General features: G+C 58.4%; 9 protein-coding genes. 5 read left to right on the top strand and 4 right to left on the bottom strand.

Features of this window, described 5'->3' with window-relative positions:
• Positions 1–15: 15 nt before the first annotated feature.
• The 3 genes from ACSQ8V_RS35975 to ACSQ8V_RS35965 form a co-directional block, all read right to left on the bottom strand.
• Positions 16–1,119, bottom strand: a complete 1,104-nt coding sequence (locus ACSQ8V_RS35975; RefSeq protein ID WP_436209000.1) for an alkene reductase — start codon at positions 1,117–1,119, stop codon at positions 16–18.
• A 439-nt stretch (positions 1,120–1,558) separates the two neighbouring features.
• A complete protein-coding gene (locus ACSQ8V_RS35970; protein ID WP_436208999.1) occupies positions 1,559–1,972 on the bottom strand; it encodes a metal-sulfur cluster assembly factor in 414 nt (137 codons plus the stop codon).
• The gene (locus tag ACSQ8V_RS35965; protein ID WP_436208998.1) at positions 1,969–3,051 is read right to left on the bottom strand and encodes an amidohydrolase family protein; all 1,083 of its coding nucleotides are present in this window, start codon (positions 3,049–3,051) and stop codon (positions 1,969–1,971) included. Before ACSQ8V_RS35965 ends, ACSQ8V_RS35970 begins: the two co-directional genes overlap by 4 nt.
• A 677-nt stretch (positions 3,052–3,728) precedes the next feature.
• Between ACSQ8V_RS35965 and ACSQ8V_RS35960 the strand changes: the two genes are divergently transcribed.
• The 5 genes from ACSQ8V_RS35960 (at position 3,729) to ACSQ8V_RS35940 (ending at position 11,406) form a co-directional block, all read left to right on the top strand.
• On the top strand, positions 3,729–4,487 hold the full coding sequence (locus ACSQ8V_RS35960) for an SDR family NAD(P)-dependent oxidoreductase (protein WP_436208997.1): 759 nt from the start codon (positions 3,729–3,731) through the stop codon (positions 4,485–4,487).
• A 663-nt stretch (positions 4,488–5,150) separates the two neighbouring features.
• Positions 5,151–6,158, top strand: coding sequence for a LysR family transcriptional regulator (locus tag ACSQ8V_RS35955; RefSeq protein ID WP_436208996.1), 1,008 nt, complete (start codon positions 5,151–5,153; stop codon positions 6,156–6,158).
• 77 nt (positions 6,159–6,235) lie between these two features.
• Positions 6,236–7,057 carry an alpha/beta fold hydrolase gene (locus ACSQ8V_RS35950; protein ID WP_436208995.1) on the top strand — a complete coding sequence of 274 codons (822 nt, stop codon included), beginning with the start codon at positions 6,236–6,238 and terminating at the stop codon, positions 7,055–7,057.
• Positions 7,058–7,578: 521 nt separating this feature from the next.
• Positions 7,579–10,362, top strand: coding sequence for an ATP-binding protein (locus ACSQ8V_RS35945; protein ID WP_436208994.1), 2,784 nt, complete (start codon positions 7,579–7,581; stop codon positions 10,360–10,362).
• A 231-nt stretch (positions 10,363–10,593) separates the two neighbouring features.
• A complete protein-coding gene (locus ACSQ8V_RS35940; RefSeq protein WP_436208993.1) occupies positions 10,594–11,406 on the top strand; it encodes a helix-turn-helix transcriptional regulator in 813 nt (270 codons plus the stop codon).
• On the opposite strand, the gene ACSQ8V_RS35935 is transcribed toward ACSQ8V_RS35940, so the two are convergent.
• Positions 11,403–12,533, bottom strand: coding sequence for a porin (locus ACSQ8V_RS35935; protein ID WP_436208992.1), 1,131 nt, complete (start codon positions 12,531–12,533; stop codon positions 11,403–11,405). The genes ACSQ8V_RS35940 and ACSQ8V_RS35935 overlap by 4 nt on opposite strands.
• Between the last annotated feature and the right edge of the window lie 83 nt (positions 12,534–12,616).

Below are 12,616 nucleotides of genomic sequence, written 5' to 3'. Positions count from 1 at the left end.
GAAAACGACGTTGACTTAAGCCGTCGCGGCAGCTTCGTAAGTGGGGAAATCCGTATAGTGCTTCTCATCGCCGCCCCAAAACCCGGCGCGCACATAGGGAGTGAGCGGCAGCTTGTGCTTGACGCGGTAAGGCAGGTCGGGGTTCGAGGTGAAGTGACGTCCGAAGGCCACAAGGTCTGCGTCACCGGAAGCAACGATGGCTTCCGCGCTGGCGCCGTCGAATCCGCCAGCGGCGATAATCGGACCAGTGAAATGCGGACGCAGATACTTCACCGCGACCGGCGCATGGCCTTCGTGCAGCGTCTCGTCGCCCTTGATGCGGGGTTCGATCACGTGCAGATAAGCGATCTTGTAGTCGTTGAGTACCTTTGCCACGTAGCTGAATGTGGCTTCGGGATTGCTGTCGGAAATACCACCCCATTCACCGGACGGGGAAATCCGAACGCCGACCCGGTCGGCGCCCCACACCGAAATCAGCGCCTCGACGGCCTCACGCAGGAACCGCACGCGGTTTTCGATCGGGCCGCCGTAGGCATCCGTACGCTTGTTGGTGCCGTCCTGGATGAACTGGTCGACGAGGTAACCATTGGCGCCGTGCAGTTCGACGCCGTCGAAACCGGCGTCGAGCGCTCGTTGAGCAGCGACACGAAACTCTTCGATGATGCCGGGGATCTCTTCGATGTCGAGCGCACGGTGCGGCGACGCCGGCACGAAACCATCCTTCGTCAGCGCAACACCTTCGAATGGCACCACCGACGGTGCGACTGGATCGACGCCCCCCGTCATTTCAACGTGGCTTTGACGCCCGCCGTGAATCAACTGCATGAAAACGCGGCCGCCTTTCGCGTGAACGGCATTGGCAATGGCTTTCCATCCTTCGACCTGTCCGTCGTGATAGAAGCTCGCCGCACCCAGGTAGGACCGGGCAACGATCGAGATGCTGACACCTTCGATGATTTCGAGGCCGCCCTCCGAAGCCCGCTGGCCGTAGAAGTCGGCCATCATCGGACTCGGGATGTCGCCAGGCTGAATCGTACGCAGGCGCGTCATCGGCGCCAGAACAACCCGATGGGAGAGCGTATAAGCGCCTACCTTCTTCGGCGTGAACAAGTGAGCCATGATCTTTCCTATGGTAGCTAGTGAGGACTGGGACGTTCGACGAGGTGCCGATTCGTTGTGGTGGACTTTAGCCATTCCGCTGGAGGTCGAGAAGGCCCGAAATCGGATATGAGTCATTCCAAACGGGGATGAGTGATAGCGTCCGGTGTGAAACATCGGAAAATCTGGATCCGGGAAGGCGTGCTGAATACTTCGTAACCCCATTCCGCCGAACAGACACGCCCCGTGCTACAGGAGCCTGCTCAAGTGGCGTGAACTTAATGTACAGCGCCGCTTTGGGTCGGTCCTTGGTACAAGCTGATGCGACCTGGAGTGCCTCTCCGGAAAACTCTTTCAAGCTCATGCTTGTTTCCAGGTTAATTCAATAGCGGCAGTGGCAGCGATATTGATGAAAGTCATCGTTGCGTGGCCATGCGATCAGCCGAGTCGCGACAGAAACTCAAGCTGATTTCTCGACCTTCAGTATTCCTGCAGGATTGAGCACCTGATAGCGCGCAGAATCCCTTTCCCCTGCCCTGCGCCGGACCAACTCCCGTTGCTCCGCAAGCTTTCGTTGAGCAACGGAAGTCATATTGTCGGGTTGCCAGTTCCCGCCATGGTCGAACGTGCACTTGACGCCCACGACACCGGGAACGTCGCCAAGCACGCGCTCGATCTCCATCTCGAAGTAAGGTAGCGCGTGGCACAGCGGCGAAGTCATACGAAGTGCGACCGTCACCACCCCCGACAGGACTTCGACACGCTCGATCATCCCCATTTCAACAATCGACAAGGGGACTCTGGTGGCGGCGCTGCATGGGTCAATGACGCCATGCAGCCGAGAAATCACGCCCTCTTGGGAAATGGCTGTCATGCTGCGAGCCCCTTTGCAAGAGTCGTTTCATACGGTTTCGCTTTGCCCTTGGACCGAGCGATGGAAAACTCGTCACCCTCCATGTTTCGGGCCAGGACTTTTGCATCGAGCCCATGCATCCGCAGATAGTTGAGCCCGAGAATCTTTCTCTTGATCTCCTCAGTAATCTCCGGCAAACCTTCCCGCTCCCGCATCTCGTCTGAAAACTTAAATCGCTCCCAAAACCACTGTAGCGGCGGTTCTCCGTGAATAACACTGGCACCCGACGCCCACATGATCCGTTCGAGAGCCCCATCTCCGGCGTGGGTAATAAGGCCTGCAATGACTCGTTCGAACGCGCCCGGTTTTGCCACCGCAAGGTTTGCTGTAGTCTCAAGGTTGACCCAGACGTTCGGGAATCGTGCAAGTTGAAATGCCGTCTCCTCGATGAACGCGAAGCCACCGTGGACGACCTCAAACTGCAAATCTGGAAATGCGTCAGCGGCCGCATCTATGTCGTCCATCCGATAGTGATCCATGGGGACGGGCCCGAGAGGCAAGGCCTTATGGATGGCGACGGCCTTAAGCCCAAGGTCGAGGGCGCGCTGGAAAACCGGGAACGCGATTTCCGGGTCATCCATGTGCCATCCGATAACACCATCCGCCTTATAGCTGTTCGGATAAAGCTTGAGCCCAACCGGTTTCAGCTCTTCAACTTGTTGCTCGAGCGAGTCGAGCGCCTGCTCCGGAAATACGGGGTCTACGCCAGCGTAGACCTGAAAGCGGCCCGGCCACCTCTCACGGGCTTCACGAGCTTTCGCAATGCTGCAACCACCATCCTTGAATGCGTTGATTGGGGTCACGTGATGGCATGCGAAGTCGTAATCGCTTTCGACAAACAGCATGTTTGCCGTTTCCTCGAGTGTCCAGTCTCGCGTGTAATGCTCATACGGGATCCGATATCCAGATGGAGACAGTCCGTGATGGGCGCCATAAAAGGCGTCCACGACGGCCTTCGAATATCGACCGGCGGCATGGTTCTCCGCAGAGAGGTTGTAGCTGTGGGCCGATGCATCGACAACGAATACGTCCCTGATCATGATCTCTTACCTCGTTATCAGCCATCGCTGGAAAAGCCTCGCGTGGATCGCCTCGCTTTAATCTCACGATCGCAAGTAACCGGCTTCGGGTGCTCATTGTGTCGAGGTCGAAGCCGCCTTAAACCGTCGGTTCAACGCCCGGTTCTCACCCCGGGCGCTAAGGGTGAATCCTGACCAAAGTGATGTCCATTTCCTGGTTGAAGGCTGCGGCCACGTCGCGACTGGGCACCGGCCCGTTGGTCGGGAATTTATCCATTGGCTATACCTTCGAGAAGACTCAAAACCGGATATCCGTCATTCCAAACTGGGATGAATGATCTGCCTGATGCGATACAGGGGCCCAAGTCGCCACTTCGAGGGCAGCGACTTCAATGTACAAGCCGGGAAAGGCGTTGTCCTTTGGCAGATCTGATGCGACCTGATACGTTCTGATGAGGCCTGCCAGTCTTTGCTGCGTAGCATTGCCTGTGTCGAGACGCCAAAAAGGACGCGTTGGGGCTGATTTCAATCCTTAAGATCAGTCAATCTCCATGCAACGGACGCCATGCTTCGAAGGTATGGCTTTAGGCCTATAAAGCATTAGCCAGGAAAGTTGTGCGCTGCTAGTGTCGGTCCCGCGCGGTTCGGGCCGGCTCCGTTCTGCCCCGGCGCGCACCTAACCTTTCAGGAGCGCCGTGATGGAAATGTTCAATCTTTCGGGACGTGTCGCGGTAGTCACGGGCGCGAGCAAGGGCATGGGTTTCGCGATTGCGCAGGCCCTCGGTGCCGCCGGTGCCTCGGTGATAATTTCGGCACGTACCTCGGCTGCAGCAGCAGAAGCTGCAGCGTTATTGCAGTCGGAGGGGATCGAAGTACGAGGATTAACTCTTGACGTCTGCCACACTCAAAGCGTGGCCGAGTTTTCGGTGCAAGCGCTGGCAGCATTCGGACGCGTTGATGTACTGGTTCTCAATGCAGCCGCCAACACGCCAAACGGTGCGCTGTTGTCCCAGGACCCCGAAGACTTGGGCAAAGTCGTGCGGGACAACGTACAGGCGAATCTGGCCATCGTGAATGCCCTCGTGCCGCCAATGGTCAAGCGTAAGCAGGGTTCGTTGATCTTCATGTCGAGCCGCGCAGCAAAACGGGGTTCGCTGAACCTGGGCCTTTACGCAATGGCGAAAGCCGCCATCGATCAATACGTCCGTAACCTCGCGCTCGAACTCGGCCCGTCCAATATCAACGTCAACTCGATCAACCCCGGCCCGGTCCGAACGGACTTCTCAAGAGTTCTCTGGGAAGATCCGAATCGTGAGGCGGCTATCGTCGCAATGACGCCGATGCGACGCATCGCCGAACCCTCCGATGTAGCGGGACTCGCATTGCTGCTCGCATCGCCCGCCGGACACTTCATTCACGGGCAGAATATCAGCGTGGACGGGGGCATGACCGCTTGACCTGTGCATTGGAGCACCGTCCTTGTACGGCATCCAACCAATCGTGAAGCCAACCTTCACAGCAGCCAACCGGCACTTAATGCGTGCCCGGCGGTACGTCTTCCTGCTCCCATCCCCACAGGTCGAAGCACCCGGCTTCGATCATGCGCCGGAATCAGCACCCGGCTTCGCTCTCGTCAAAAGGAAAATTTGACGAGAGCATTATCTCTGGTGACGCCAATCCTTGAGCCAGCGGCGAAAATAGGAAGAAACTTTCGGGCCGATGCCTTGGATATTGCGGCCGCCTGTTCGCCAGGTGTGAACAGCTTGTCGGATGGGGAAATCCACGGCACCACGAAGATGCGACGCCATGGTATGCCCCCATAGCCCAGGCCTGTACCGGCGGCCCACTCGGGAGTCCTGAATTGCTACGTTGCAGAGGCTCTGGCAGGCGTACGTGGAGCAATTTGTGTCGCCGGACCATTTGTCTGTAGCGCAAACCTACAAAAGCCACCGCAGGTCGCCTCAGTTTCTATCAGGTCTGGAACAGGACCGCAACGCCGCGAAGAGGTAGTCTGACATTGGCAGCTCGATCTGACTTCCGGCGAGGCAAGCCTGAGCAACCGGCGCCGTCCTGGTACCCAGCGCAGCGGGATTCCAATGCAATAGCCGAGGAGAGGGAAAATGGACCGACTCCATGCCATGAAGGTTTTCACAAGAGTCGTGGAGACGAACAGCTTCACGCGTGCCGCCGATGCCCTGGAGCTACCGCGCGCGTCCGTCTCCGTGACCATCCAGCGACTCGAAAACCATTTGAACGTTCGGTTACTGCAACGCACCACTCGTCGAGTCGCCCTCACGCCGCATGGTGCCGGATACTATCAGCGTTGCCTCCGAATATTGGCCGACGTCGAAGAAACCGAAGGATCCTTTAAAGACATTAGCCTCGCAGCGAGCGGCCGGCTTCGCGTCGATATACCCGGTGCCCTGGGGCACGTCATGGTCTTGCCTAAAATCCGCGAGTTTTACGCGTGCTATCCCGACATCGAGTTGATGCTCGGTTTCGGCGAGAGGAACGTCGATCTGATCCAGGAAGGGGTCGACTGCGCCATCCGTGTTGGCACCTTAAAAGATTCGGATCTCGTTGCGAAACGCGTCGGTCTATATCAGGTGATAACAGTCGCAAGTCCCGCATATCTTGAGCTCTACGGCACGCCGACGACAATCGAGAAGCTCGACCACCACATTGCGACAAATCGCTTTTCGAGCCGTACCGGCAAGATCGCGAGCCTGACGTTCTCCGTCGGAGGCGAGCCGGTTGAAGTACGGATGAAAGGACATCTGGCAGTCAACGACGCAGAGGCCCATTTGAAGAGCGCTCTCGACGGCGTCGGCATCATCCAGCTTGGGCGCTTTACGGCAGACCCCTATTTGCAATCTGGCGGACTGATCGAGATTCTGCCCAGGTCGAAGCCCTTTCCGGTGCCAATTTTCGCCGTCTATCCACAGAGCCGCCATATATCATTTGCCGTTCGGGCGTTCATTGACTGGGTTACGAAAATTTTCAGCGAAAACGCTCTGCGATCCGATACGGAAAAGAGCGAGACGCAACGGCCATCAGTTCAAGCCGACCATGCGGCTTCCAAGCCGCTCCACCTCAAGACGGCAAATGCGGCAGAGGAAACTGTCTGATGTTTTAACGTCACGCAAAACCCAGTACCCCAACCTTTTCTGCGACGCTCCCAAGCGCTCCTCATCGATCGGGCAACATGAGTCATCTAACAATGAAAGACGGCACCCAACTCTTTTACAAGGACTGGGGCAACGGGCCGCCGATCGTGCTCTCTCACTGCTGGCCGCTTGACGCCGACGCCTGGGATGCGCAAATGCTGTTTCTGCTGCATAAAGGCTATCGTGTCATCGCGCATGATCGTCGCGGACACGGCCGCTCAAGCCAACCGTGGAACGGCCACGAGATGGATACGTATGCAGACGATCTCGCGACGCTCATTGGCGCGCTGGACCTCAGCGAGGCCACACTGATCGGCCACTCGGCGGGAGGCGGCGAAGTCACGCGCTATGTGGGCCGGCACGGCACCGAGCGGGTGTCCAAGGTGATCCTCATCAGCGCAGTGCCGCCTCTCATGCTGAAGACGCCAACCAACCCCGGTGGTCTCCCAATTGAGGTATTCAACGATCTCCGGCAGAAGACCGCGACGCAGAGGACGCAGCTCTTCAGGGATCTCGCCATGCCGTTCTATGGCTATAACCGCCCGGGTGCGCGGCCGGTGCAGGGCGTTATCGATTCCTTCTGGGCGGCTGGCATGATGGGCTCGATCCAGGCCGAGTATGAGTGCATCAAGGCCTTCTCCGAAACCGACTTCACCGATGACCTGAACAAGTTCAACGTGCCGACCCTTTTCATCCACGGCAGCGACGATCAAGTCGTGCCTATCGGCAACTCCACCCTGCTCGCTGCACAGCTCACACGCAACTCAACCGTCAAGATCTATCCCGGCGCGCCTCACGGGCTGTGCTCGACCCTCCCGCATGAGGTCAACGCCGACATCTTTGCATTCCTCGCGGACTGAATGCCTCCAGAACGCCAGCGACTTGTGTTCAGGGCTTCGAGCTGCAACAGGACACCGCTACCGCAGCGGTTCCCCACTTTCGACCGTAGTACGGCACACGCTGGAGTTGCCGGAAAGGCACGACCGCACGCAGATCAGAAACCGCATCCTGCCTGCGTCAAACCTTCTGCGCGCGTCGAATTGATCGTGCAGGGAGCGCCCGCATGGCGCGGCTGGATAAGACGAATGCACCGCTCGTTATGCCATAACAATCTGCGAGATTACGGGCGCGGATTCCGGCATTCACGAGAAAACGCATGTTGCTGCACGCCGTGCCGACCTGAGATACGGCAGGTTTCCCTCACAACGCGGCTGCACCGTTCATATTCATCGTTTATCGTTTCATCGGCTGTGCGATACTTGAACGCCACTCTCCGACTGTTTCCCTTCACTCCCACAAAGGGTCTGAGATGGATTCGCGAACGCTGCAATTCGACGATTTTTCGTTCGGCACCACGGTCGTTGTGCCTCGCCGGCGCGAATTGCTGCACAACGGTGTCAAGGTCGAAATTGGTGACCGCACATTCGACCTTCTCCTTGTTCTGCTCGAGGCCCGCGGCTCAGTCTTGAGCAAAGATCAGATTATTACGCTGGTTTGGCGAGACCGCATCGTCGAAGAGAACACGCTTGAAGGGCAGATTTCGGTGCTCCGGCGAGTGCTGGGCGATGACCGTGCCGCGATACACACAGTCACAGGAAGGGGTTACCAGTTCATTGGTGAACTCGCCGCGAAAGGGCCAACTGCAACCGGTGCGCCCGTCGCAGTAACGCCGCCCCCGGCGCTCTCCGGTGTTCGGCTTCCAGCGAATATTTCGCCGATCATCGGTCGAGAAAAGGCTTTGCGCGAAGTTGGCGAAGTGGCGCTGCGACATCGACTGATCACGCTCGTCGGTTCGGGGGGCGTTGGAAAAACCCGCCTTGCGGTTGAGACCGCACGTCAACTTATGCCGCACTTCGCCGACGGTGTGTACCTGGCGGAACTCGCTGCAACGTCATCGGCAGACTATCTGCCAACAACCCTTGCCGTGGCCCTGGGTTTTCCCCCCGGCGACGGCACGCCGTCTCTCGACAGGCTTGCAACGAGTCTCCATACGCGACATCTACTGCTCTTGCTCGACAATTGTGAGCATCTGATCCAGAGCGCCGCGCAAATGGCCGAAACGCTACTCCACATCGCTCCCCGCGCAACGATTCTCGCGACGAGCCGCGAGCCGCTACGCATTCCCGGCGAGTACGTCTATCGAGTGCCATCGCTCGAAGTCCCCCTTGACGACACTGCCGCGGATGCACGTGAATTCGGCGCCGTCCGGCTGTTTGAGGAGCGCGCCGGCGCGGATATCCACTTATGTAGCGACAGAGAATCTGCTTTGCCGCTGGAAGTGCGCATCTGCCGCCAGCTTGACGGAATTCCGCTAGCGATTGAACTCGCCGCGGCCTGTGTGCCAACGGTGGGCCTGCGGGGCGTTGCGGACCGTCTTGACGATCGCTTTCAACTCCTCACGCTTGGTGCCCGCACCGCGCTACCAAGACAGCAGACGTTGAGGGCTACCCTGGACTGGAGTTATAGCCTGCTGCCCGAGATTCAACGCACCGTGCTAGACCGGCTCAGCCTGTTCGCGGGCCCATTCTCGATGGAAGCTGCTCAGGCGGTGGCGAGCAGCGACGAGATATCGGCTAGCTCAATCGTTAGCGCGCTCATCGAACTGGTCAACAAATCACTTGTCTCCACCGTGCCCGACGCTGGAAGTGTTCGTTACAGGCTGCTCGAAACGACACGCGCCTACGCGCATGACAAGTTGCGCGCCGACGGCACCTTGAACGAATGGTCGAGCCGCCACGCACGCCACCTTCTTGGAATTTTCCAGCGCGCCGAAGAGCAGGCAGCAGAACAGATCGATATCGACTGGAGCGCCGCCTACGCACCGCATCTTGCAGACCTTCGAGCCGCAATCAAATGGGGCTTTTCGGCTGGAGGAGATCCGAAAATCGCGGCTGACCTAACAATCGCAAGCATCCCCCTTTCGATGCACCTCGCTCTACTGGAGGAATGTCTTGCGCGTGTCGACAGGGCTCTCGAATGGCTTGCTCAAAACGGTGCCCCGATTGGTGAGCGGGAGATGAAGCTATATTCGGCACGCGGTATGTGTCTACTGTGCCACGCCGTAGGCCCGGAAACGAGCACGGCATTCAGCACCGCACTGGATATTGCCACGCGCACCGGCAACGTGCCGTATCAGTTGCTCGGCATGTGGGGATGCTGGATGTGCTTATACCTTAACGGACAATACGCGAAAGCGCACCCGCTCTCAGAACGCTTTAGCGCCGTGGCAATGTCATCCGTGCGGACCTGCGACAGGTTGGCCGCGTACCGGTTGACAGGCATGTCGCATCTGTTCCTGGGCGAGCTCGGCGAGGCGCTCGCCAACCTCGTGCGCGCAACCAGCTCGCGCACTCAACTTCCCCGAGCACAGCGCATACGCTTCCTCTATGACGAAAGAATGCTGTCGCACGCCTCGCTCGCGCATACACACTGGTTTATGGGGCGCATCGACCAGGCCAGGCTTGCGGCGCAACAATCGCTCGACGATGCGCGTGAGCTTGATCATCCCGTCTCGCTCTGCTACGCGCTGAGCGAAGCGGTCTGCACCCTCGCGGTCCTGACCGGAGACGAGGCGACTCTCGCGCAAGCGGTCGTGGCGATGACGATCGAAACACAGCGTCACGGGATATCTACCTGGAAAGCTCGTGCGCAGATGTGGCAGGGGTTCCTCGAACTGCTTGCAGGATCCACTTCCGCTTATAGTCAGACGATCTACCCGGCGATGGTTGGCATCGGCTCGAAGCGCTTCTATGTTTCCCTGACGCCGTTTCTGTCAGCAACGGCCCAATTGCTCGCCAAACATGGCAAGCTCGCACAAGCTGTGGATCTGATCAACCCAGCTGTTGAACGCGCAATGGAGACCGGCGACGAATGTTCGCTGCCAGAACTTCTGCGGGTGAACGCCGAACTGCTGCTGGCAACGCGAGGGCCGTCTGCTGAATCGGCCGCTGAAGCGATGCTCAGCGATGCACTTGCACAAGCACGGAGTCACCAGTTCCTCTCGTGGGAACTACGTTGCGCGACAAGCCTCGCTGCGCTCAAGCGGCGCCAAGGCCAAGCGCGGGAGGCGCGCGAGCTCATCGTACCTGTGTACCAGCGCTTCCTGGAGGGCCGGGATAGCAGCGATCTTAAGGCTGCGCGGGCATTGATAGACACTATCAACTGAGCCTCTCTCAATCGGGATCTTCCGTTACCCCAACAGCGGAAGTGAACTAATCGCATTTTCCTCGATTCGAGTTTTCTTCCGCGGTGCCTGGCCTTCGAAAAAGCCGCTAAACTAGTCAGCGGATTGGTATGGACTTAATCCGCGTCCAGCAAATCTCCTGCGATAGTCGCGTTGCACGTGCCGGTCGGCATGCGCACCTTGCCGGAAAGCCCAGCTTAGCGAGAACGATTCTTGAAACAAAAACTGACTGATCTCATGATGTCGGAGAAGACGATCACTACCGGGGACGAAGAGCAGAAGCTCCTGGAGATTCTGGCCTCTGTGCTTGATGGCTTGAGTTCAGTCATCAGCGCCAATACCGAGTTGATCCTTCATGACATGCGAAATCCGGCGCACTCAACGTTCGCGATCGTCAACGGCCACGTGACGGGGCGGCAAGTCGGAGATCCGATTATCGCTGCACCGGTGGACGATAAAGGCTTCGACCTCCTGCTGAACACCCGGCCGCCGTCGAAAGGCATCACCACCTCGGTGGGGCGCTACCGGTCTCGTACCAAAGATGGCAGAGAATTGTTATCGATGACCGTACTGCTACGCAATAAGAAAGGCGCGCCCTTCGCGTCCGTTTGCGCGAATACCGACCTGACCGACTACCAGCTCCTTCACGCCAGCCTGGGAAGACTACTTGCCCGGCAAACCGAACCGGAACCGAAAGAGCCGGGGCATCGTCCAACTATCGACGAACTGATCGAAGATATCGTGAGCGGGGCCATTCAGCGCGCTGGCGTGCCGGTTGCATTGATGGACAAAAGCGAAAAATTGAAGGTAGTGTCAGAACTCACGAAGCGCGGTGTCTTCATGATCAAGGGCGCTGTCGAGCGAGTCGCACAATCGCTGTCGGTCACCCGTTTTACGGTCTATAACTACCTCGAAGAGCTCGGCCAACCACGTGGCGACAGCCTGGATGCAGCCGCAGCGCCGGTCCGATCCAAACGGCCGGCGGTGAAACGACCGACGAAAAACCGCGGGGTCACGTCCTCCTAGAAATGCGTCCTCATCCCGATCCCGACACCCGTCCTTGTACTGCGACCCGCGAACGTAAGGACAGGATTGTTGGGGTCGGTGACGGACGCTCCACTCAGGATGTTCCGGTCAACCTCCACATAGACATCCGTGCGCTTGCTGAGCAGATAATCGACGTCCAGAAATCCCGTCCTGATCTTGCCGCCGTTGTCAGCGGTGACGTGGCTGACGTTGTCGAGAAACAGCCCCAACGAAGCAATGATATCGGGCCGCACCTTATAGCCGAAACCCGCCGAGAAGTAAGAATCCGTCCGGCGTGCGGTCTGCGTGTTGGCACCGGCGACCGTGTTCGCATTGCCTAACAGGCTCGTGTTCGCTAATGGCGAACCGGTCGTCGACGACGGCGCAAAGCCTGCGTCGCGCTTTGCATTGACGTACAACAGATACAGCGTTGCCGGTCCGACCGCGTAATTGCCACCTGCGCCAAAAATTACCAGCTTGTGGTCGGCTGCGTCTCGGGACTCTTGCGCAACACCGCCCACTTCCACCCCGTTGCGGTTGTAGCTCAGCGCTGCGGCATTCGTACTGCCGACAGTCGTACTTCCTGGCTGGCCGCCCATACCGCGCTGCAGTTCCAATGTGAAGGGGCCGCGAGAGATCGAATAATCGATTGTGTTGTCGTAGCGAACACCGACGATCCGCGGAAGGTATGCGTTCTCAAGATAGTTACCAATTCCCAACGGATCGAAATCGCTGAGCAAGCCGAACGGAATGCCGTAGATGCGTCCGGCGAGCAGCCGTCCATATGTCGGATTGCTCAGGCCCACCCAGGCTTGCCGCCCGAACAATTGGCCCTGCTGGTCGAAGGTTCCGTTGTTGAGCAGAAATCCGCTTTCAAGGTCGAACACCGCTTTCGTGCCTCCCCCCAGATCTTCGGCACCTCTGAATCCCCAGCGGCTGCCCTGTATGCCGCCTTCCGTCAGTGCGTACTGGCCGGCCGGCCCATTTGCGCCTTTGTTGTTGGTGGTATACCGCAGGCTGGTGTCGATCACCCCATAGAGGGTGACGCTCGATTGCGCACGCACTGTGGTGGACACCGCGAGTGTCGCCATTGCCATCGTACAGGTGAGACGCTTCAATATTTTCATCTGCATTCCTATATTTATAGCGTGGATCTTCAGAGTTAAACGAACGTGTTTTTAGTTCCAGCCCGAGCTGATCAATCGACGGC

Origin of the sequence: Caballeronia sp. LjRoot31 (assembly GCF_964253885.1) — a bacterium.
Classification (GTDB): Bacteria; Pseudomonadota; Gammaproteobacteria; order Burkholderiales; family Burkholderiaceae; genus Caballeronia.
The sequence above is the reverse complement of the archived record's forward strand: the minus strand, read 5'-3'. Positions and strand labels throughout refer to the sequence as shown.

Coding starts and splice junctions, on each gene's coding strand:
- ACSQ8V_RS35935 (WP_436208992.1), bottom strand. CDS start 12,533: ATGAAAATATTGAAGCGTCTCACCTGTACGATGGCAATGGCGACACTC.
- ACSQ8V_RS35965 (WP_436208998.1), bottom strand. CDS start 3,051: ATGATCAGGGACGTATTCGTTGTCGATGCATCGGCCCACAGCTACAAC.
- ACSQ8V_RS35955 (WP_436208996.1), top strand. CDS start 5,151: ATGGACCGACTCCATGCCATGAAGGTTTTCACAAGAGTCGTGGAGACG.
- ACSQ8V_RS35975 (WP_436209000.1), bottom strand. CDS start 1,119: ATGGCTCACTTGTTCACGCCGAAGAAGGTAGGCGCTTATACGCTCTCC.
- ACSQ8V_RS35950 (WP_436208995.1), top strand. CDS start 6,236: ATGAGTCATCTAACAATGAAAGACGGCACCCAACTCTTTTACAAGGAC.
- ACSQ8V_RS35970 (WP_436208999.1), bottom strand. CDS start 1,972: ATGACAGCCATTTCCCAAGAGGGCGTGATTTCTCGGCTGCATGGCGTC.
- ACSQ8V_RS35960 (WP_436208997.1), top strand. CDS start 3,729: ATGGAAATGTTCAATCTTTCGGGACGTGTCGCGGTAGTCACGGGCGCG.